The 19,464-nt window shown below is 70.7% G+C and carries 20 protein-coding genes and 1 tRNA gene; 5 read left to right on the top strand and 16 right to left on the bottom strand.

Features of this window, described 5'->3' with window-relative positions; all coding sequences use genetic code 11:
• Positions 1-5: 5 nt before the first annotated feature.
• The 9 genes from pafA to CXQ97_RS04625 all read right to left on the bottom strand — a co-directional run bounded on the left by pafA (position 6) and on the right by CXQ97_RS04625 (position 9,906).
• Entirely contained in the window at positions 6-1,367 is a 1,362-nt protein-coding gene (pafA, locus tag CXQ97_RS04665) for a Pup--protein ligase (RefSeq protein WP_104179663.1), read from the bottom strand.
• Positions 1,367-2,119 carry a proteasome subunit alpha gene (gene prcA, locus CXQ97_RS04660; protein WP_104179662.1) on the bottom strand — a complete coding sequence of 251 codons (753 nt, stop codon included), beginning with the start codon at positions 2,117-2,119 and terminating at the stop codon, positions 1,367-1,369. The genes pafA and prcA overlap by 1 nt, the downstream gene beginning before the upstream one ends.
• Before the next feature lie 3 nt (positions 2,120-2,122).
• A complete protein-coding gene (gene prcB, locus CXQ97_RS04655; RefSeq protein WP_104179661.1) occupies positions 2,123-2,950 on the bottom strand; it encodes a proteasome subunit beta in 828 nt (275 codons plus the stop codon).
• A gap of 3 nt (positions 2,951-2,953) precedes the next feature.
• Positions 2,954-3,157: a ubiquitin-like protein Pup gene (locus CXQ97_RS04650; RefSeq protein ID WP_104179660.1), complete on the bottom strand. Its 204-nt coding sequence runs from the start codon at positions 3,155-3,157 to the stop codon at positions 2,954-2,956.
• 44 nt (positions 3,158-3,201) lie between these two features.
• On the bottom strand, positions 3,202-4,767 hold the full coding sequence (dop, locus tag CXQ97_RS04645) for a depupylase/deamidase Dop (RefSeq protein WP_104179859.1): 1,566 nt from the start codon (positions 4,765-4,767) through the stop codon (positions 3,202-3,204).
• Between the two features lie 77 nt (positions 4,768-4,844).
• A complete protein-coding gene (arc, locus tag CXQ97_RS04640) occupies positions 4,845-6,602 on the bottom strand; it encodes a proteasome ATPase (RefSeq protein WP_104179659.1) in 1,758 nt (585 codons plus the stop codon).
• A gap of 211 nt (positions 6,603-6,813) precedes the next feature.
• A complete protein-coding gene (locus tag CXQ97_RS04635) occupies positions 6,814-7,884 on the bottom strand; it encodes a tRNA (adenine-N1)-methyltransferase (protein WP_104179658.1) in 1,071 nt (356 codons plus the stop codon).
• 97 nt (positions 7,885-7,981) lie between these two features.
• Positions 7,982-9,136 carry a site-2 protease family protein gene (locus CXQ97_RS04630; RefSeq protein WP_104179657.1) on the bottom strand — a complete coding sequence of 385 codons (1,155 nt, stop codon included), beginning with the start codon at positions 9,134-9,136 and terminating at the stop codon, positions 7,982-7,984.
• A complete protein-coding gene (locus tag CXQ97_RS04625; protein ID WP_104179656.1) occupies positions 9,133-9,906 on the bottom strand; it encodes an HAD family phosphatase in 774 nt (257 codons plus the stop codon). The genes CXQ97_RS04630 and CXQ97_RS04625 overlap by 4 nt, the downstream gene beginning before the upstream one ends.
• A 138-nt stretch (positions 9,907-10,044) precedes the next feature.
• On the opposite strand from CXQ97_RS04625, the gene CXQ97_RS04620 reads away from it, so the two are divergent.
• Complete coding sequence (locus tag CXQ97_RS04620) at positions 10,045-10,902, top strand: PAC2 family protein (RefSeq protein ID WP_258062316.1); 858 nt, start codon at positions 10,045-10,047, stop codon at positions 10,900-10,902.
• Positions 10,903-11,085: 183 nt separating this feature from the next.
• Entirely contained in the window at positions 11,086-11,343 is a 258-nt protein-coding gene (locus tag CXQ97_RS04615; RefSeq protein ID WP_104179654.1) for a hypothetical protein, read from the top strand.
• A gap of 232 nt (positions 11,344-11,575) precedes the next feature.
• On the opposite strand, the gene mshC is transcribed toward CXQ97_RS04615, so the two are convergent.
• A complete protein-coding gene (gene mshC / locus CXQ97_RS04610; protein ID WP_104179653.1) occupies positions 11,576-12,859 on the bottom strand; it encodes a cysteine--1-D-myo-inosityl 2-amino-2-deoxy-alpha-D-glucopyranoside ligase in 1,284 nt (427 codons plus the stop codon).
• Between the two features lie 23 nt (positions 12,860-12,882).
• Complete coding sequence (locus CXQ97_RS04605) at positions 12,883-13,707, bottom strand: undecaprenyl-diphosphate phosphatase (RefSeq protein WP_104179652.1); 825 nt, start codon at positions 13,705-13,707, stop codon at positions 12,883-12,885.
• A 50-nt stretch (positions 13,708-13,757) separates the two neighbouring features.
• On the opposite strand from CXQ97_RS04605, the gene CXQ97_RS04600 reads away from it, so the two are divergent.
• Positions 13,758-14,690 carry an aldo/keto reductase gene (locus CXQ97_RS04600; RefSeq protein WP_104179651.1) on the top strand — a complete coding sequence of 311 codons (933 nt, stop codon included), beginning with the start codon at positions 13,758-13,760 and terminating at the stop codon, positions 14,688-14,690.
• Between the two features lie 56 nt (positions 14,691-14,746).
• Here the strand turns inward: CXQ97_RS04600 and CXQ97_RS04595 are convergent, their stop codons facing one another.
• The gene (locus CXQ97_RS04595) at positions 14,747-15,058 is read right to left on the bottom strand and encodes a hypothetical protein (protein ID WP_104179650.1); all 312 of its coding nucleotides are present in this window, start codon (positions 15,056-15,058) and stop codon (positions 14,747-14,749) included.
• 41 nt (positions 15,059-15,099) lie between these two features.
• Here CXQ97_RS04595 and CXQ97_RS04590 point away from each other — a divergent pair, with 41 nt between their 5' ends.
• On the top strand, positions 15,100-15,333 hold the full coding sequence (locus tag CXQ97_RS04590) for a DUF5703 family protein (RefSeq protein WP_104179649.1): 234 nt from the start codon (positions 15,100-15,102) through the stop codon (positions 15,331-15,333).
• Between the two features lie 84 nt (positions 15,334-15,417).
• Here the strand turns inward: CXQ97_RS04590 and CXQ97_RS04585 are convergent, their stop codons facing one another.
• The 3 genes from CXQ97_RS04585 to CXQ97_RS04575 all read right to left on the bottom strand — a co-directional run bounded on the left by CXQ97_RS04585 (position 15,418) and on the right by CXQ97_RS04575 (position 18,121).
• Complete coding sequence (locus tag CXQ97_RS04585) at positions 15,418-16,584, bottom strand: acyl-CoA dehydrogenase family protein (protein WP_104179648.1); 1,167 nt, start codon at positions 16,582-16,584, stop codon at positions 15,418-15,420.
• A gap of 10 nt (positions 16,585-16,594) precedes the next feature.
• The gene (locus CXQ97_RS04580) at positions 16,595-17,896 is read right to left on the bottom strand and encodes a M20/M25/M40 family metallo-hydrolase (RefSeq protein WP_104179647.1); all 1,302 of its coding nucleotides are present in this window, start codon (positions 17,894-17,896) and stop codon (positions 16,595-16,597) included.
• 141 nt (positions 17,897-18,037) lie between these two features.
• A tRNA-Leu gene (locus tag CXQ97_RS04575) sits at positions 18,038-18,121 on the bottom strand.
• Positions 18,122-18,394: 273 nt separating this feature from the next.
• Here CXQ97_RS04575 and CXQ97_RS04570 point away from each other — a divergent pair.
• On the top strand, positions 18,395-18,667 hold the full coding sequence (locus tag CXQ97_RS04570) for a hypothetical protein (protein WP_146069570.1): 273 nt from the start codon (positions 18,395-18,397) through the stop codon (positions 18,665-18,667).
• A 46-nt stretch (positions 18,668-18,713) separates the two neighbouring features.
• Here the strand turns inward: CXQ97_RS04570 and CXQ97_RS04565 are convergent, their stop codons facing one another.
• Positions 18,714-19,460 carry a M50 family metallopeptidase gene (locus CXQ97_RS04565; protein WP_104179645.1) on the bottom strand — a complete coding sequence of 249 codons (747 nt, stop codon included), beginning with the start codon at positions 19,458-19,460 and terminating at the stop codon, positions 18,714-18,716.
• Between the last annotated feature and the right edge of the window lie 4 nt (positions 19,461-19,464).

Raw genomic sequence — 19,464 nt, 5'->3', positions numbered from 1 at the left:
CCGCGTCACAGCTGCTGCAGCAGCGCCTCCACGCGTTCGTCGACGGACGTGAACGGGTCCTTGCAGAGGATCGTCTGTTGCGCCCGGTCGTTGAGCTTGAGGTGCACCCAGTCGACCGTGTAGTCGCGGTTCGCCTCCTTCGCGCGGCGCACGAATTCCCCGCGCAGCCGGGCACGCGTGGTGTGCGGCGGGATGTCCACCGCCTCCTTCACCGCGGTGTCGTCGACGACGCGGGCCGCTTCACCGCGGGCCTGCAGCAGGAAGAACAGTCCGCGTGACCGTGAGATGTCGTGATAGGTGAGGTCGAGCTGGGCGGCCCTGGCCGAGTCCAGGTCCCCGCCGGAACGGGCGAGGTAGCGGTCGATCAGCTTCTTCTTGATCGCCCAGTCCACCTCCGTGTCGATGCCTGCGGTGTTCCCGGTCTCCACGGCATCGAGCACGCGCTCCCACAGGTCGAGGATGGTCGGGACGTGGTCGTTGTGCGCGCCGTGCCGGTCGACGAACGCCGTCACCCGGGCGAGGTACTCGCGCTGCATCTCGAGGGCGGTCATGTGCCGGCCGTTCGCGAGTTTGAGCACCTGACGGCCCGTGAGGTCGTGCGAGATCTCCCGGATGCTGCGGATGGGGTTCTCGAGACGGAAGTCCCGCATCACCTCGCCGGCCTCGACCATGCGCAGCAGCAGGTCCACCGACCCGATCTTCAGGAGCATCGTCGTCTCGGACATGTTGGAGTCACCGGCGATCACGTGCAGCCGGCGGTAGTGCTCCGCGTCGGCGTGCGGCTCGTCGCGCGTGTTGATGATCGGCCGGGAACGGGTCGTGGCCGAGGAGATGCCCTCCCACAGGTGGTCCGCGCGCTGCGAGAACGCGTAGATGGAGCCGGTCTGCGTCTTGAGGACCTTGCCGGCGCCGACGAGGAGCTGCCGTGTCACGAGGAACGGGATGAGGATGTCGGCGAGCCGCGCGAACTCGAGTTTCCGGGGGATCAGGTAGTTCTCGTGGCTGCCGTAGGAGTTCCCGGCGGAGTCGGTGTTGTTCTTGAAGAGGTAGATCTTGCCGTCGTAGCCCTCCTGCGCCAGCTTGCGCTGCGCCTCGGAGACGAGGTCCTCGAGGATCAGCTCGCCCGCGCGGTCGTGGGCGACGAGCTGGGCGAGGTCGTCGCACTCGGCGGTCGCGTATTCGGGGTGCGAGCCGACATCGAGGTACAGGCGTGACCCGTTGGTCAGGAAGACGTTGGAGGACCTCCCCCAGCTGACGACCTTGCGGAACAGGTACCGGGCCACCTCCTCGGGGGAGAGCGGGCGCGAGTTCGGGCCCGAGTAGGAGATGCCGAATTCGGTCTCGACTCCGAAGATGCGCCGGTCCATCACGTGTCCTGTTCGTACTGCAGTATGGCCTCGAGCTCGGGGCCGCCGATGCGGCGGAACGCGCGGCGGCTGCCCCGCAGCGTGTCGGGGTCGCGTTCGAGGAAGGCGACCTCGAGCACTGACGGATCGAGCGCGGCGGGCCGGTCCACGTCCCCGGCGGCACCGGTGGTCCCGCTGCTGGTCCCGCCGTTCCGGAGAGCCCGGGCGGCGGCACGGACGGCCTCGGGCAGGCCGAGATCCGAGGACCACGCGCCCTGCAGGGCGTCGACGACGACGTCGGCGGCGCCGCCCATCACGACGAAGCCCGACTCGTCGGCGATCGAGCCGTCGAAGGTGAGGCGGTACAGGTGGTCGGCGTCCTGGGCGCGGCCCACCTCGGCCACCACGAGCTCGACCTCGAACGGTTTGCTCTCCGCGGTGAACACGGCACCCAGGCTCTGGGCGTAGACACTGGCGAGCCCCCGGGCGGTGACGTCCTCGCGGGCGTAGGAGTAGCCGCGCACGTCCGCGTAGCGCACGCCCGCCTGCCGGAGGCTCTCGAACTCGTTGTACTTCCCCACGGCGGCGAACGCGATGCGGTCGTAGATCTCGCCCAGCTTGTGCAGCGAGGGTGAGGGGTTCTCGGCGACGAGGGCGATCCCGTCGCGGCAGCTCATCACCACGACCGACCTCCCGCGGCCGATGCCCTTCCGCGCGAAGTCCGCGCGGTCCTTCATGAGCTGCTCCGGGGAGACGTAGAACTGCTGGGTCATGGCCTAGGCCTCCCTGCCCGCCGCGGAGCGGGCGTCGATGATGGCGTGCGCCACGGCTTCGAGGTCACGCTCGGGGACGCGCCGGGCACCGGCCGCGTCCACGACGTAGACCACGGGCCACAGCGATCGGACCGCATCCGGACCGCCCGTCGCCGAGTCGTCGTCGGCCGCGTCGTACAGCGCTTCCACCGCGACGCGCACGGCGGAGGACTCGTCCAGGCGCGGGTTCCACAGTTTCTTGAGCGACCCGCGGGCGAACACCGAGCCGGATCCGACCGAGTGGTGCTCGTGCTCCTCGTACCGCCCTCCGGTGACGTCGAAGGAGAAGAGCCGCCCGACGTGGCGGTCGGTGTCGAACCCCGCGAACAGCGGCACGACGGCAAGGCCCTGCATCGCCATGGGGAGGTTCTGGCGGACCATCGCCGCGAGGCGGTTGGCCTTGCCGTCGAGGCTCATCATCGTGGCCTCGATCTTCTCGTAGTGCTCCAGCTCCACCTGGAAGAGCCGGGTCAGGTCCAGCCCGATCCCGGCGCTGCCCGCGATACCGAGGACCGAGGAGCGGTCGGCGGGGAAGACCTTCTCGATGTGGCGGCTCGCGATGACGTTGCCCATGGTCGCCCGCCGGTCCCCCGCCATCAGGACGCCGCCGGGGAAGGTCAGGGAGACGATCGTGGTGGCGTGCGGGGCGAGGTGCGAGGCGTCCACCGAGCCGGTCGTCGGCCCGAGCGTGCGGTTGGACGGCAGCAGTCCGGGATGGTGCGCGCCGAGGTAGTCGGCGAAGGAGGTCGAGGCGGCCCGGGGAACCGCCGCTGCTGCATCGTCCGGGAGCATCCGCTACTGGCCGCCCTTCTGCACGAATCCGCGGACGAACTCCTCCGCGTTGGATTCCAGGACGCCGTCGATCTCGTCGAGGAGGTCGTCCACGCCCTGGGTCTGTGCGGAGTCCTGGGCGGCGGGAGCAGCGGGGGCGGGGTCGTGGATCTCCTCCTCGGCCTCGGTTGCCGATCCGCTCGTGGTCCTGCGGTCCTGCGTCGCCATGATGGCTCCCTTCCCTGTACGTGATCCGTTCTCGGATCGCAATCCTATGGTGCCACGCGGCGATCGGGGCCGCTCAACAATCGGGCGAGGAAATCCTCGGCATCGGCAGCCACGTCGAACAACTCGGCGGTCAGGGCCGCCGTTCCCCGGAGCGGCTCCCGGGTCTGGACGCGCTGCAGCCTGCGCTCCCCCGCGAGCTCGAAGATCAGCGAGTCCCAGCTGGCGCCCACGACCTCCGCGGGGTACTCGGCGATGCACCGGCCGCGGAAGTAGGCGCGCGTGTCCCGCGGAGGCTCGACGGCGGCCCGCGCCACCTCCGCGGGCGTCACGAGCAGGTCGACGTCGTTCCGGCGTGCGAGCCGCTGGTAGACGCCCTTCTCGGGCCGCAGGTCCGCGTACTGCAGGTCGATCAGCGCCAGTCGCGGGTCGGTCCAGGCAAGCCCGTCCCGCGCCCGGTACGCCTCCAGGACCTTCAGCTTCGCGATCCAGTCCACCTGCCGGGCGGCGTCCATGGGAGCCCGGCGCAGCGTCGCGAGGAGCGACTGCCAGCGGTCGACGACGTCGCGCGTCTGCTCGTCCGCGTCCGCGGGGAGCGCGGCGAGCACCGCGTCGCAGTACAGGTCCTGCAGGTCGAGCCCGCTGACGCTCCGGCCGTCCGCGAGGCGCACGGTGGCCCGCAGCGAGGGGTCGTGGCTGATGGTGTGCAGCGCCGCGACCGGGTCCTCGAGCACGGGCACCGGGGCGAGGCCCTGCTCGATGAGGGAGAGGACGAGGGCGGTGGTGCCGACCTTGAGGTAGTTGGACACCTCGTTGAGGTTGGCGTCGCCGATGATGACGTGCAGCCGCCGGTACTTCTCGGCGACGGCGTGCGGCTCGTCCCTCGTGTTGATGATGGGCCGCCGGACGGTGGTCTCGAGCCCGACCTCGTTCTCGAAGAAGTCGGCGCGCTGGCTGATCTGGAAGCCGGGCTCCTGGTTGAGCGGACCGAGGCCCACCCGCCCCGCACCGCAGATGACCTGCCGGGAGACGAAGAAGGGGATCAGTGCCTCGGCGAGCCGGGAGAACGGGACGCCGCGGGGCACCAGGTAGTTCTCGTGGGAGCCGTAGGAGACGCTCTTGTTGTCGGTGTTGTTCTTGTAGAGGATCACGGGCGAGAAGCCGGGCATGGCCCCGATCCGCTGCATGGCGGTGACGGCGACGTGGTCGCCCGCCCGGTCCCACAGGACGGCGTCGAGGGGGTTGGTCACCTCGGGCGACGAGTACTCGGGGTGGGCGTGGTCGACGTAGAGCCTCGCACCGTTGTTGAGCACGAGGTTCATGAGGACGGCGGCCTCCGTGGGCTCGCCGCGTTCGAGCGCGATCTGTTCGGCGCTGAGCTCGGCGGGCTCGTCCGTGAGCTGGCTCGGGTGGGCGCTCGCGCGGTCCATGCGGAAGCCCCGGGCGTCGGTCAGAGGGGTCTCGTCCGTGTAGTCCCACCGCGTGCCGGCCAGGTTGCCCAGTCCTTCACGCAGGGTCGCCGCGTAGGCGTTGACCACCTGGGAGGACAGCAGGGTGGGATTCGCCGAGGGCAGGGCGGGCGCGATGATGCCGTACTCGGTCTCGGTTCCCATGACGCGGTGGACGGAGATCCCCTCACCGACCGCCGGCAGCGCCGCCCCCGGCGCGCTCGGTCGCCCGCCCGTTCCGATCACAGATACTGGCCGGTGTTGGCCGTCGTCTCGATCGACTTGCCCGGTTCCTGGCCCGCCTTGCCCTGCACGATGGTACGGATGTACGTGATGCGCTCGCCCTTCTTGCCGGAGATCCGCGCCCAGTCGTCGGGGTTCGTGGTGTTCGGCATGTCCTCGTGCTCGCGGAACTCGTCCACCACGGCCCGCATGAGGTGCTCGATCCGCAGGCCCTTGCTGCCGTCGAGGAGGAGGTCCTTGATGGCGTACTTCTTGGCGCGGTCCACGACGTTCTGGATGACGGCGCCGGAGTTGAAGTCCTTGAAGTACAGCATCTCGGTGTCGCCGTTGGCGTAGGTCACCTCGAGGTACTCGTTCGACTTGTCCGTGGAGTACATCTGCTCGACCGTGCGGCGGATCATCTCGGCGATGGTCGTCCGCGGGTCGTTGCCGTTCTCCGCGAGGTCGTCGGCGTGCAGCGGGAGGTCGGCGGTGATGTACTTCGCGAAGATCTCGGCGGCACCCTCCGCGTCGGGCCGCTGGATCTTGATCTTCACGTCGAGCCGGCCCGGCCGCAGGATGGCCGGGTCGATCATGTCCTCCCGGTTGGAGGCACCGATGACGATCACGTTCTCGAGCTTCTCGACGCCGTCGATCTCGCTGAGCAGCTGCGGCACGATGGTCGTCTCGACGTCGGAGGACACGCCGGTGCCGCGGGTGCGGAAGAGCGAGTCCATCTCGTCGAAGAACACGACGACGGGACTCCCGTCGGAGGCCTTCTCGCGTGCCCTGGCGAAGATCAGGCGGATGTGGCGCTCGGTCTCCCCCACGTACTTGTCGAGCAGTTCCGGCCCCTTGATGTTGAGGAAGTAGCTGCGGATCTGGTCGACGCCCGCCCGCTCCGCGGCACGGGCCGCGAGGGAGTTGGCGACGGCCTTCGCGATGAGGGTCTTGCCGCAGCCCGGAGGTCCGTAGAGCAGGATCCCCTTGGGCGGCTTGAGCCCGTGTTCCCGGTAGAGGTCGGGGTGGAGGAAGGGCAGTTCGACGGCGTCGCGGATCTGTTCGATCTGCGGCCCGAGCCCGCCGATGTCGCCGTAGGCGATGTCCGGCACCTCCTCGAGCACGAGGTTCTCCACCTCGCTGCGGGGGACCTTCTCGAGCCCGTAGCCGGACTTGGTGTCGACCGCGAGGGCGTCGCCCACGCGGATCCGCTCCGTGCGCAGCGGACCGCTGAGCCTGATGACGCGCTCGTCGTCCGTGCGCCCCACCACGAGGGCCCGGTCGACGCCGAGGAGCTCCTTCACGGTCACGATCTCCCCCGCGCGCTCGTAGCCCAGGGCGGCGACGATCGTGAGCGACTCGTTGAGCAGCACCTCCTGCCCGGGCGCGAGCTGGCGGACGCTGATGAGGGGGCTGACGGTGACGCGGAGCTTCCGCCCCGACTGCAGGATGTCGGCGGTGTCCTGCACCGTCGCCTCGGTGGTCGTGCCGGGCTCGGACGGGCGCTTCGGGTTCACCTGCATGACGGTCGCGAAACTGAACGGGGCGGCGCCCTCCTTCTCGAGGGCGGCCTTCAGCCGGACGATCTCCGTGCGGGCGGACTCGAGGGCGGCGACGAGCTTACCGTTGTTCTGGGTGGCCGCGGCGAGCTGCCGGTCGATGTGCCGCAGCTTGTCCCGCAGCACGTTCAGCTGGCGCTGGGCCACCGAATGGTCGACCGCGGGAGTGTCGGGGCCGCGACGGTCGGCGCCTGGAGCGTAGTCGTCTGATTCGGGCATTCGGGTTCGCCACCTCATGTTCGACGTTCGGCTGTCTTTCGACCTTAGCGCAGAGCCGGGCCCGCGGTGCGCGGAGTTCCGCCCGGTATCGGCGATGCGGTGTCGACGCGCGGGAGCCATCGCATCGTCAGGCGCGGCCGTGGTGCCGGCCCGCTCCGCCGGCCCGGTCTCCACCGCACCGCCCGGCGCCTGCTCGGGGACGGATCGCCGACTACTCGACCGAGCCGCCGTCGGCGATGGCGTCGCGCCGGGCCTGGGCCTCTTCCGGCGGGAGGGAGCCGCGCTGGATGGTCGACGCCGCGTCACGCGCCACCCGGCGGAGGCGCTTGTCGGACACGTCGCGTTCGCCCACGGCCTGCGGGGTCCACGCGTTGAGGTCCTCCTCGCTGAAGCCGGTCTTCGACGGCCTGCGCTTCGGGGTGAAGCCCGTGACCCCGTCCGCGAGGCGTCGCGTGGTGATGAGGAACCCGGTGTGGGCGACCATGCGGTGGTCGGGCCGGACGGCGAGACCCTCGAGGTGCCAGCCGCGCACCATGGACTCCCACGCCTCCGGCTCCGTGAAGCGCCCGTCGGCGCGGACGGCCTCGGCGGTGCGGGACAGCTGGGTGACCGTCGCGACGTAGCTGATCCAGACCCCGCCGGCGGCGAGGACGGTGGCGACGGCGTCGAGGCATTCCCACGGGGCGAGCATGTCGAGGACCACGCGGTCCACGGAGCCGGGCTCCTCCTGCACGAGCACCTGCTCCTGGAAATCGCCGAGCGTGATCTGCCATGCAGGGTGGGGCCCGCCGAAGATCGTCTCGACGTTGCCGCGGGCGATGTCGGCGAACTCCTCGCGGCGCTCGAACGAGTGCAGGGAACCGGAGTCGCCGACCGCCCGCAGGAGCGAGATCGACAGGGCACCGGAGCCGACGCCGGCTTCGACGACGCGCGCACCCGGGTAGATGTCAGCCATCGTGACGATCTGCCCGGCGTCCTTGGGATAGACGACGGCGGCGCCGCGCGGCATCGAGAGCACGAAGTCGGACAGGAGGGGCCGCAGCGCCTGGTACAGCTGGCCGCTGGTGTTCTCGAGGATGGTGCCCTCGGAGGCGCCGATCAGGGTGTCGTGCTGCAGGAAGCCCTTGTGGGTGTGGAACGCGCCGTCGGGCGTGAGGGTGATGGTGTTCATCCGGCCCTTCTCGTCGGTCAGCTGCACCCGCTCCCCTGCACGGAACGGGCCGCGGCGGGCCGCAGCGCCGTGCGGGGTCGACGATGCTTCGGGGGATGTGGGGGTGCTCATGGGGATCCTTCGGCGTGGGCCGGTGGAACCGGCGTGAACGGGCGGGGTGCGTGGATGCGGGTAGGGCTCTGGGGCGGGTGTCGCCGGCTGCTCCCCGTCAGGGGCCCGGGGTCCCCTTGCCGGTGATGGCGTGGACGACGGTCTGCTGGTGCAGGAGTCCGGTGACCGAGCCCTGGCGGTTGATGACGGCGTACTCGCTGCCCTCGAGCCGTGCTAGGAACTGGACGAGTTCCTGCCCTTCGGCCCATTCCGGCACGTAGGCGCCGGCGGCGAGGCGTCGGGCGGCCGCGTTGACCGGCGTCGTTCCCTCCGCCTCCTCGGGGACGGCGAGCAGCGCGGCCTCGTCGACGACGGCCTCCGGCATCCCGGAGGCGCCGGTGACCACGACGGCGGCACCCGGGTTGTCCCGGAGCAGGCGCCGCGCGGCGGCGACGCTCGTCCCGGCGGGCAGGCCGATGGCGCGCTGCTGCAGCCTCCCCGCACTGATCGCCGGGAGCCGCAGGCGCATGCGTGCATTCTCGATGGCCGCCGTCGCGCCCATCCACAGGAAGGCTCCCATGACCACCGCGAGGACGATGACGGTCAGGTCGGGTTGCAGCCCGCGGACCAGCGGGACGCCGACGACGACGCCGAGCAGGAGCACGACGATGATGCGGCCCGCCCAGCCGGCCGCGACGGTACCCTTCTCCTGGCTTCCGGTCGCCTTCCAGACGGCGCTCTCGACGAGGCGGCCCCCGTCGAGGGGAAGGCCCGGCAGGACGTTGAACAGGGCGACGAGGAGGTTGGCCCAGACGAGGATGGTAGTGAGGAGATAGGAGACGGATCCGGGGGTCATGGCCTGCAGGATCCCCCAGCCGATACCGGCGAGGACGAAGTTAGCGGCCGGGCCGGCGAGGGCGACGAGCAGCGACCGACCGGGCGAGGCGTTGAAGCTCGCGAACTGGGTGTGGCCACCCCAGAGGTTCAGCACGATCCGCGTGGTGGGCCACCCGAAGGCCCGTGCCGTGAGGGCGTGTGCGAGCTCGTGGATCAGCACGGAGGCCGCGAGCAGCAGGGCATAGCCCAGGGCGACGGCGTAGGCGCCGACACCGATGCCGGGGAACGCATCGGTCACGCGTGGTCCGAACACCACCACGATGAAGATCGTGATGATGAACCAGGACCAGGCCAGGACGACGGGGATACCGGCGATGCGTCCGAGGGACAGCCCGGGGCTCGCCGGGGGCCGGGCCGACTGCTGGTCGTTGCTCATGCGTGCTCGTCCCCCCGCGGGCCGTCCTGCCCGGCGTCGTCGGGCAGGAGTGCCGCGAGGTCGGCGGGCGTCCGCCCCGCGAGGGTGTCCCAGTCGGTTCGGCGACCGTCGGGGGGCAGCGGGACGAAGTGCGGGACGGCGAGCGTGACCAGTCCGGCGGCGAGCGCCGACGTCACCCCGGGCAGGGAGTCCTCGACGGCGACGACGCGGTCCTTCCGCAGGCCGGGGTGGTCCGCGGCGAGGAGGTCGAAGCCGAGCTGGTAAGCCTCGGGGTCGGGCTTGCCGGCGTGCACGCGGTCGCCCGTCACGAGGTGCCGGAAGGTGCCCTCCGGCAGCCGCGAGGCGACCGCCGTGGCGAGCAGCGTCTCCGACATCGTGACCATCGCGCAGGGGACGCCTTCCTCGCGGAGCGCTGCGAGGAGCTCCCGGGCTCCGGGCCGCCACGGTACGGCGGAGCGGACGTCGGCGGCGACGCGCTCGGTGAGGTGCTCGATGATGGCGCGGATGTCCATCGCGACCCCCGCTTCCTGGAGGCGGGCGGCGGAGTAGTCGAGCGCCTGGCCGACGAGCGCTGTGGCCTGCTCGGTGCTCCAGTCCCCGCCGTAGGATTCGACGAGTTCCTTCTCCGCCCTCATCCAGTACGGCTCCGTGTCGACGATCGTGCCGTCCATGTCCCACAGCACGCCCTGCAGCCCCCGGAGGGCCGCGTTGTCTCCGTCGGGATCCGTTCGGGACAGGGTGCGGACGGTGCTGGTGGGGTGGTTGGCCATGCCTCCAAGTCTACGGTGGGCCCCTGCTCCGCCCGTACGTCAGCTCTGCGCGTAGCGGCCCGACCCCGCCTGACATGCCCGCGCGCCGGGGTCTAGGGTGAGAACGTGGACAGCTTCGAAGAGAACCAGCCGAACGGGATCCAGGACCTTTTCCAGGATGCCGGCGAACCCGAGCGTCGGACCACGATCCTGCTCGCCGCCTTCGAGGGCTGGAACGACGCCGGCGAGGCGGCCAGTGACGCCCTCAAGTACATGGGCCGGTTCTTCGGCAGCGAACGGATCTCCACGATCGACGCCGACGAGTTCTACGACTTCCAGTTCACGCGCCCCATGATCAAGCGCAACTCCTCGGGCCAGCGGCGGATCAAGTGGCCCAACACCCGCATCAGCAAGACGGTGGTCCCCGATTCGAACGTCGACCTGATCCTCGTCAACGGCGTCGAGCCGTCCTACAAGTGGCGCGCGTACACGGCGGAGCTCGTGGCGCTGGCGAAGGAGCTCAGGGTCGACTGCATCGTCCTGGTGGGGGCCCTGCTGGCAGATGTCCCACACTCCCGCCCCATCCCCGTGACGGTCACCTCGGACGACGACCTGGTGCGCGAGAGCCTCGACGTGGAACCCTCCACCTACGAGGGGCCGATCGGGATCGTCGGGGTGCTGGCCGAGATGGGCCTGCTCGCAGACATCCCCACCATGTCCCTCTGGGCCGCCGTACCGCACTACGTGGGACAGTCGCCCTCCCCCAAGGCGCAGCTCGCCCTGCTGAACAAGCTCGAGGAGATCCTGCAGGTCACTGTGGACACGCACGTGCTGACCGAGGAGTCGGAGGCCTGGGAGCGCGGCGTCGACGAGCTCGCCACCGAGGACCCCGAGGTCGCCGCCTACGTGCGCCAGCTCGAGGAGGCCAAGGACACCGTGGACCTCCCGGAGGCGAGCGGCGAATCGATCGCCCGCGAGTTCGAGCGCTACCTGAAGAAGCGACGCCGCGAGCAGTGACGCGCTGCGTCGCGGAACGGCGTGCGGGGACGGTCCGCGACACACTCCCGGCTCCGGGTCCACCCGGGCCCGGGCCGGAGTAGAGTCGCAGCGACAGAGCGTTCGGAGGCACCGCCTCGCTCGAACCGCACCATGCGCCCAGCACCGGGAATCGTGCCGCCGGTCGGGCTGATCGGAGGGCCAGTGTCACAGCAGCCGTTCAACGAGGCATCCGGATCCCTTCCACCGGAGGCCGGGCAGGCCAGGACGGCGTCCCTCGTCCTCGGGATCATCGGGATCTTCTTCCTCGGCATCATCCTCGGTCCGCTCGCCATCATGCAGGCCAACAAGGCCGAGCGCCTGGGGGAACGCTCCAGTGCAGGACGCGTCCTCGGTTGGATCGCGACGGCCCTCGGAGTGGCAGCACTCATCTTCGGCGTCCTGCGCATCGTGCTGCAGTGACGGCGTCGGCCTGACTCCGCCCGACCGACTCCGACCGACCGACTCCGACCGGCCGGTCCCGATCGACCCGCTTCGTCCGATCGACTCCGCCCGGCGGGCTCCACCCGACTGCCCGTCCCGGAGGAGTCCACCCGACGGCCCGCGCGACTGCCCGTCCCGGCGGCGGGGCCCTCGTATGCGCGGGTGGGTGCCGTCCCGGGGGGACGGCCCGGTCCGGCGGGTCGTGCGGGGGCTAGAGCCGGACGCCGAGCAGGGCGTCGACGGCGTCGGCCAGGTCCTGCGAGCCCCCGCCGTCCCCGCCGTCCCCGGCGGAACCGCGGAGCTTCTCCGCCAGGGCGTCCACCGCGGCCAGGGCGGACGGCGCATCGAGATCGTCCGCCAGGTGTGCACGGATCTGCCTGCGGACGGCGCCGACGTCGTCCTGCGCTGCGCGGGCGGCAGCCTCACGCCAGGCGGCCAGCCGGTCGACCGCCCCGGCGAGCACGCCGTCGGTCCAGGCCCAGTCCGAGCGGTAGTGGTGCGCGAGGATCGCGAGCCGGATCGCCGCGGGATCCACGCCCGAGCGGCGCAGCGCCGAGACGAGCACCAGGTTCCCGCGGGACTTGCTCATCTTCTCCCCGTCGAAGCCGACCATGCCGGCATGGGCGTAGTGCCGGGCCAGCGGGGTGCCTCCGGCGGCCCAGGCGTGCGAGGCGCTCATCTCGTGGTGGGGGAAGACGAGGTCGGAGCCGCCGCCCTGCACCGTGAAGGGGGTCGGGAGGAAGCGCTGCGCGATCACGGCGCATTCGATGTGCCAGCCGGGCCGGCCCTCGCCCAGGGACCTTCCGGGCCAGCTCGGCTCGTCCGCGCGGGCCGCGCGCCAGAGGAGCGGGTCGAGGGCGTTGCGCTTCCCGGGCCGGGCCGGGTCGCCGCCGCGCTGTGCGGAGAGCTCGAGCATCGTCGCGCCGTCCAGGTGCGAGACCTGGCCGAGGAACCAGCGTGCGGCGTCGTCCTCGTGGAGCGAGGCGCATGCGTCGAGGGAGAAGTAGATGTCACCGTCCGGCTCCCCCGCCCCGCCCGCGACGGGATAGGCGAGACCGCGTGCCACCAGGTCCTCGACGACCGGGACGATCCAGTCGATCGCCTCGACGGCGCCCACGTACTCGTCCGGCGGCAGCACGTTCAGGGCTTCCATGTCCTCGCGGAACAGGGCGATCTGGTCGGCGGCGAGGTCCCGCCAGTCGACACCGGTCGCCGTCGCGCGCTCGAGCAGGGGGTCGTCGATGTCGGTGACGTTCTGGACGTAGCGGACGGTGGATCCCGTGTCCCGCCACGTACGGTTCAGGAGGTCGAAGGCGACGTATGTGGCGGCGTGGCCCAGGTGGGTCGCGTCGTAGGGGGTGATGCCGCAGACGTAGAGGCTCTGCTCGGCATGTCCCTCGAGCGGTGCCGGCTCCTGGGTGGCGGTGTCGAACAGGATGATGTCCGACTGGGTGCCGACGAGTTCAGGGACAGGAGTCGAGTTCCACGCAATCACACGTTCTACCTTACGGCCCGGCGTCAGGCGCTGATGACGCCGAACCCGAGGAGCACGTAGAGCGCGAGACCGAGCAGGATGCGGTACCAGACGAAGAGCCCGTAGCCGCGCGTCGTGACGAACCTGAGGAACCAGCCGATGATGGCGAAGCCGACGACGAACGCGACCGCCGTCGCCAGCGCCGTCTCCGGCAGTCCGTACGGACCGGTCTCGTCGAAGCTCTTCACGAGCTGGAACACACCGCTGCCGAACACGGCGGGGATGGCGAGGAGGAACGAATAGCGGGCTGCCGCCTCGCGGGTATAGCCCATGAGCAGGCCCGCCGTGATGGTCCCGCCCGAGCGCGACACGCCCGGGACGAGCGCGAGGGCCTGCGCCAGGCCGTACAGGATGCCGTGCCGGTAGGTGAGGCTCTGGAGGTCCCGCGTCTGCCGTCCCACACGGTCGGCGACCGCGAGGATCAGCCCGAACACGATCAGCATGGTCGCGACGAGCCACATGCTCCTGAAGGTCCCCTCGATCTGGTCCTGGAACAGGAGCCCGAGCACCACGATCGGGACGCTGCCGAGGATGACGAGCCAGCCCATGCGGACATCCGGGTGGTTCCGCGGGACCTTGCCCCGCAGCGCACCGAACCAGGCCCTGACGATGCGGACGATGTCCCGCCAGAAGAAGACGACGACGGCCGTCTCCGTCCCCAGCTGGGTGATCGCCGTGAACGCCGCACCCGGGTCCTGTGCGTTCGGCAGGAGCTCGCCGACGATGCGCAGGTGGGCGCTCGAGGAGATGGGCAGGAATTCGGTGAGGCCCTGGACGAACCCCAGGATGACTGCTTCTATCCAATGCACCCTTACGACCCTAAGCCATGCGGCCGGGCCCAGGCTTTAGGCTTGGCCTCATGCAACGGCGAAACGTGGGAGCGAGCGGCCTGACCGTCTCGGCGCTGGGACTCGGCACCATGAACTGGGGGCAGGAGGTCGGCGAGGAGGCGGCCCGCGAGCAGCTCCGTCTCTTCACCGACGCGGGGGGCACGCTCGTGGAGACCGCGGCCCGCTACGGCGAGGGCCAGGCGGAGGCGATGCTGGGCGGCTTCATCGGTGACACCGTCGCTCGTTCGGAACTCGTCCTGGTGGTGCAGGGCGGGACGACACGCTCGGGCAGCCGGCGCCTGGACGCCTCGCGCCGGGGACTGCTGGACTCGCTGGACGCGTCGCTCTCACTGCTCGGCACCGACCACGTCGACGTGTGGCTCGCGCCCTCCCCCGACGCGACCGTCCCGCTGCACGAGACGCTGAGCGCGCTCGACGTCGCCTACGCCAGCGGCCGCGCACGCTACGTGGGCGTCTCCAACTACTCGGGCTGGGAGTTCGCCCGGGCCGCTGCGACGGCGTCGTTCCCGCTGCTCGTGAACGACGTCGAGTACTCGCTCATCAGCCGCGGCGCCGAACGGGACGTCCTGCCGTCCGCCGAGGCCTTCGGTGCGGCGATCCTGGCATGGGGCCCGCTGGGCCGGGGCGTCCTCACGGGGAAGTACCGCGGCAGGATCCCCTCGGAGTCCCGGGCCGCCTCGGACGTGTGGGCGCCGTACGTGGAGCCCTATCTCTCCGGCAAGCCCCAGAGGATCACGGAGGCGCTGTGCACGGCGTCCCGCGGACTCGATCTGCAGCCGCACGAGCTCGCACTGCGCTGGCTCCTCCACCGCCCCGGCGTGGCCGCCGCGATCGTCGGTGCACGGACGCCGCAGCAGCTCAAGGAACTCCTGCAGACCAGTGGTGCACCCGTGGCCGAACCGATCGCGGAGGTCCTGGACGAGGTCTCGGCCCTGAGCTGATGCCCGGGCCCGACGCGCGCGGGCCCAGGGCCGTCGGGCGGCGCATCAGGATGCGGTCAGTTCTCCACTTCGGCGTCGACCAGGTCGGACGCGTAGTCCGCTTCCTCGTCGTCGTCGCCGTCCTGATCCTCGTCGTCGTCCGTGTCGTCCTCGGTGTCGTCCTCGGTGTCCTCGTAGATCTCGAGCGGGGTCACTTCGCCGAAGGCGTCGTAGAGGGCCTCCTCGTAGACCTCGAACGCGTCCGCGATCCCCAGGTACGCGGATTCCACCGCGGGATCGTTGTCGTCCCGCTGTGACGCCGCGGCCGCCAGATGCTCTTCGAGGGCCGTCACGAGGGACTGGAGCGCGACACGCGGATCTATGCTCATGGCCTAGACGTTATCGGTAAAGTGATCGGAATTGGAGGGATATGCGAGAACATTTTCTGAATGCCACGGCCGTCCGGAAGCGTGATTATGGGCTGCAATACGAGTACCTGGTCCTGACGGTGAGTGCCCGTGAGCCCCTGCCCGCGGCGCGGAAACTACTGACCGAGCATGCCGAGTACGGCAAGTGGGAACTCGAACGCAGCTGCATCTACATGGGCGGCGACAGGCGCTACTGGCTGCGCCGCAAGGTCCTGCGGGTCGAGCGCACCGCCTAGCGCCCGCAGCGCGACGTACCGCCGCGGCAGTGGCCGGTCCTCCGCCGCTTCCCTTGCCGGGCCTTGCGCGGTTCCGGGGCCGTGTCAGGTCGACGGCGGGCCGAGGAGTGCCGTGGCGACCGTCGCCCGGGCCGATTCCTCGGTCGACGGATGGAACTGGCCGGCCAGGGCGTCGCGATGCAGCCGCACCGCCTCGGAATCCGCCGAGAAACCCGATCCTCCGCCCACGTGCAGCGCGGTGCCCGTCGCGGCGACCGCCGCCTCGACCGCATGGGTCTTCAGCGTCACCAGACGGGGGAACCACGCGGACCCGAGATCGCTCCTGGCGTCCAGATCCTGCACCACGGCACGGAGCTCGGCCTCGGCCGCGGTCCGCTGCATCGCGGCGGCCGCAAGGGTGTTCCGGAGGACCGGGTCGTCCGCGAGCGGACGGTCCGCGACCATGCTGCGACGCCGGGTCAGGGCGTGGGCCGCGAGGTCGAGCGCCCGGTCCGCGATACCCAGGTAGACCGCGGCGATCAGGCTCTCGAACGCGGCGAAGATCCCGAACACCAGCAGGTCGGCGTTCGGCCCCACGGGTACGCGCCTGAACACGGCGTCCTCGGGCACGCGGACTCCGGAGAGTCGCGTCGTCGACGACTGCGTGGCGCGCATCCCGAGCGGATTCCAGTCCTCGACGATCTCGACCCCCGGCGTCCCGCGGGGCACGAAGGCGTGGAGGATGACGTCGTCCCCGTCCCGGCCCTCGAGCTTGCCGAAGATCCCGAGCCGGGTCCAGACCGGTGACAGGCTCGTGAAGACCTTCGTGCCGGTGAAGCTGAAGCCGCCGTCGGGCAGGCGGTCCACCCGTGTCAGCGAGTCGAACAGGACGGCGTCGTTGCCCGGCTCCGAGACGCCGAAGGCGAAGACCTCCCCGCGTCCCGCGTCCGCGAGGACACCGTGCAGCGATGTGTCCCCGCGGTCGGCGAGGAGGCCGGCGACCGCCGTCCACACGAGGTGCATGTTGACCCCGAGGGCCGTCGCGGGCGCAGCCGCGGCCAGCAGGCGCTGCGCGGCGGCCGCACCGGCCATGCCGCCCGCGTCGCCGGGCGGGGTGTCCACCAGCTGGCGGAGGTAGCCGGCCGCCTCGAGTTCGGCGAAGTCCTCGGTGAAGAACGTGTTGGCGGCGTCGTAGCCGGCGGCCCTCGCCCGGAAGCGCCCGAGCAGTCCTGCGGGCAGGAGCCGGCCCGCGTCCGGTGCCCCGGGGGTCATGGCCACCGGTTCAGTAACGGGTGAGCAGGCGGGAGAGCACCTTGGCGCCGAACCGCAGGGAGTCGGCCGGGACGCGCTCGTCGACCCCGTGGAACATGCCGGTGAAGTCCAGTTCGTCGGGCAGCTGCAGGGGCGCGAAGCCGTACCCGGTGATACCGAGCCGGCTCAGTGACTTGTTGTCCGTGCCGCCCGAGAGCGTGTAGGGCAGCACCTTCGCGCCGGGGTCCTCGGCGTGGAGGGCGTCGATCATCGAGTCCACGAGGTTGCCGGCGAAGGGCACTTCCAGGGAGGTGTCCTTGTGCTCGTAGCTCACGTCCACCCCCTCACCGGCGAGTCCGCGGATGATCTCCAGGACCTGGTCCTGCTGTCCGGGCAGCGTGCGCACGTCGATGAGTGCCTCCGCGGTGCCGGGGATGACGTTGTGCTTGTAGCCGCCCTTCAGGACCGTGGGGTTCGCGGTGTTCTGCAGGGTCGCCCCGACGAAGCGTGCCACGGTGCCCAGTTCCTTGAGGATGATGTCGGGATTGTCGGGATCGAACTCGACGCCGGTGAGTTCGGTGACGCCGTCGAGGAACTGGCGCGTGGTGGGTGTGAGCTCGATGGGCCACGAGTGGTCGCCGATGCGGGTGACGGCGCGGGCCAGCGCGGTCACGGCGTTGTCGGTGTTGATCTGCGAGCCGTGGCCTGCGCGCCCGTGGGCGACGAGGCGCAGCCAGGAGATGCCCTTCTCCGCGGTCTGCAGGAGGTAGGTCCGCTGCCCGCCGATGGTCGCCGAGAACCCTCCCACCTCGGAGATGGCCTCGGTGGCCCCCTCGAAGATCTCCGGCTTGTTGTCGACGAGCCAGGATGCGCCGTACGCCCCGCCGGCCTCCTCGTCGGCGAAGAACCCGAAGATGAGGTCGCGCTGCGGCCTGACGCCGTCCCGCTGCATGGATCGCAGGACGGAGAGGATCATGGCGTCCATGTCCTTCATGTCGACGGCACCGCGGCCCCAGATCAGGCCGTCCTTCTCCTCGCCGCCGAACGGGTCGACCGTCCAGTCCTCCTTCTGCGCGGGCACCACGTCGAGGTGGCCGTGGACCACGAGGGCGGGCAGCGACGGGTCCGAGCCCTCCATGCGGGCGACGACGGACGTGCGCCCCGGGGCGGCCTCGAAGAGCTGCGTGGACAGGCCCACCTCCTCGATCAGCCCGGCCGTGTACTCGGCGGCCTGCCGCTCCCCGGGCCCCACGTTGTCCCCGAAGTTCGAGGTATCGATCCGGATCAGTTCCTGGCAGATCCTGACAACTTCATCTTCGGGTGGGATGCCCACGCGGTCCTCCTGGGTAGCAGTTGCCTCCAGCCTAGCGAGTGCGCACCCCGGCGGGTGCGGATCGCCACCGCCCGCCACGGAGCATCGTCGGGGAACGACGAGAAGGCCCCAGCCAGATCTCTCTGACTAGGGCCTTCACTGTGCGCGGAGGGGGACTTGAACCCCCACCCTCAATAAGAGGACTAGCACCTCAAGCTAGCGCGTCTGCCATTCCGCCACCCGCGCGGGTGGTTTTTCGCGGTCGAAACCGGCGAAAGCAACGAGAGAAACTCTAGCACGAGTCCGACCGCGTTGTTGCATCGGGAGGACCGTCGCGGAGGCCGTGGCCCCGCGAATCATCAGCAACGGTGGACTGCCGCTCTGCGTTCCGGATCGCGATCCGCGAGGCAGCCCCGGCCCGGGCTCCCGGGTGCTGCGGGCGTGCGTATGCTGTTTTCAACACCGCCGAAGCATCGACCCGTCCCGGGAACGGTGCCCCGAGTGCATGGAGTGGACGACGTGGACGGAACGAACCCCGATCGGGAGCAGTACGCCCGGACGTATGACGCGATGAAGCGCGCCAACATCTCGCCCGGTCAGCTCTGGGTCCACTACTTCAGCATGGGCGGCGGCGTGGACGAGTACGAGATCAACGCGTACCTGCACGGCCTGATGGAACTGCCGGATCATGAGCGGGACTGCGTCTCGCAGGCGGTCAACGAACTCTTCGACGACCTGTGCCGCGAGCAGGGCGCACCCTACAGCTCGGGTCGCACCCGCCGCTGCGACTGACCGGCCCCCGACCGCCCCCCGGGCCGGCTCGGAAGGGGGAGGCGCATCAGCCCTGGGCCGCCCGGTCCGCGATGAGCGACAGCGGCCCGAGGCACTGCACGAGGGCCGCCCCGATGACGAGCGCGAACGATCCGAGCCAGACCGGCGACGGGATGCGCGTGGCGTCCTGCAGCAGGTGCGCATCGGAGGTGCCGAGGTCACGCCGTCGGACGTGGACGCGCACCACCTTGACCCAGTCACGGCAGGAACCGACCAGCAGGGCGATGCCGAGGACCAGGCAGACGAAGCCGGCGGGCACCGCTCCCCCGAACCAGACGAGGGCGAGGGACGCGGCAGCGGTGCCGCCCAGGATGAGGAAGCCCTGCCCGTTGCGGATCAGGACGAGCGCGGCCACCAGGAGCAGCGCTCCGGCGGAGAGGGCCACCGCCGCCCAGCCGTGGGCGGCACTCCAGACGAGGGCGGCGCCGACGACGGCGGGTACCGGGTACCCCCAGAAGGTCGTGAAGGCGGTCCGCCAGCCGCGGCGTCCCCTGCTCGTGGTCGTGCCGGAATGATCGAGGCGCAGGGTGATGCCGGTGACGCGCTGCAGCGTCAGGAGTGCCGCCGCCGCGTGGCCGAGTTCGTGTACCACCGTGACGAAGAGCCCGAAGACCCGCCACGATCGCCGCGGCACGGAGAGGGCGGCGGCCACGACGACGATCGCGACGAGTCCGGGCACGCCGATCTCGGGCGGGAGCGCGCGCGTGAAGCCGGCGGCGATCCGCTCCCAGAGCAGGGCGGGGTCGAAAGGCACGATG

It is taken from the genome of Arthrobacter sp. B0490 (assembly GCF_002929355.1).
Classification (GTDB): Bacteria; Actinomycetota; Actinomycetes; order Actinomycetales; family Micrococcaceae; genus Arthrobacter_D.
Note: the sequence above shows the minus strand (reverse complement) of the source record. Positions and strands in the feature narration are given on the sequence as shown.

Excerpts from the sequence above, each read along its gene's own strand:
- CXQ97_RS04650 (WP_104179660.1), bottom strand. The coding sequence starts at position 3,157 with ATGGCGACGCAGGACCGCAGGACCACGAGCGGATCGGCAACCGAGGCC.
- prcA (WP_104179662.1), bottom strand. The coding sequence starts at position 2,119 with ATGACCCAGCAGTTCTACGTCTCCCCGGAGCAGCTCATGAAGGACCGC.
- CXQ97_RS04585 (WP_104179648.1), bottom strand. The coding sequence starts at position 16,584 with ATGACCCCCGGGGCACCGGACGCGGGCCGGCTCCTGCCCGCAGGACTG.
- arc (WP_104179659.1), bottom strand. The coding sequence starts at position 6,602 with ATGCCCGAATCAGACGACTACGCTCCAGGCGCCGACCGTCGCGGCCCC.
- CXQ97_RS04625 (WP_104179656.1), bottom strand. The coding sequence starts at position 9,906 with ATGGCCAACCACCCCACCAGCACCGTCCGCACCCTGTCCCGAACGGAT.
- pafA (WP_104179663.1), bottom strand. The coding sequence starts at position 1,367 with ATGGACCGGCGCATCTTCGGAGTCGAGACCGAATTCGGCATCTCCTAC.
- prcB (WP_104179661.1), bottom strand. The coding sequence starts at position 2,950 with ATGCTCCCGGACGATGCAGCAGCGGCGGTTCCCCGGGCCGCCTCGACC.
- CXQ97_RS04590 (WP_104179649.1), top strand. The coding sequence starts at position 15,100 with ATGCGAGAACATTTTCTGAATGCCACGGCCGTCCGGAAGCGTGATTAT.
- CXQ97_RS04595 (WP_104179650.1), bottom strand. The coding sequence starts at position 15,058 with ATGAGCATAGATCCGCGTGTCGCGCTCCAGTCCCTCGTGACGGCCCTC.
- CXQ97_RS04635 (WP_104179658.1), bottom strand. The coding sequence starts at position 7,884 with ATGAGCACCCCCACATCCCCCGAAGCATCGTCGACCCCGCACGGCGCT.
- dop (WP_104179859.1), bottom strand. The coding sequence starts at position 4,767 with ATGGGAACCGAGACCGAGTACGGCATCATCGCGCCCGCCCTGCCCTCG.
- CXQ97_RS04600 (WP_104179651.1), top strand. The coding sequence starts at position 13,758 with ATGCAACGGCGAAACGTGGGAGCGAGCGGCCTGACCGTCTCGGCGCTG.
- CXQ97_RS04630 (WP_104179657.1), bottom strand. The coding sequence starts at position 9,136 with ATGAGCAACGACCAGCAGTCGGCCCGGCCCCCGGCGAGCCCCGGGCTG.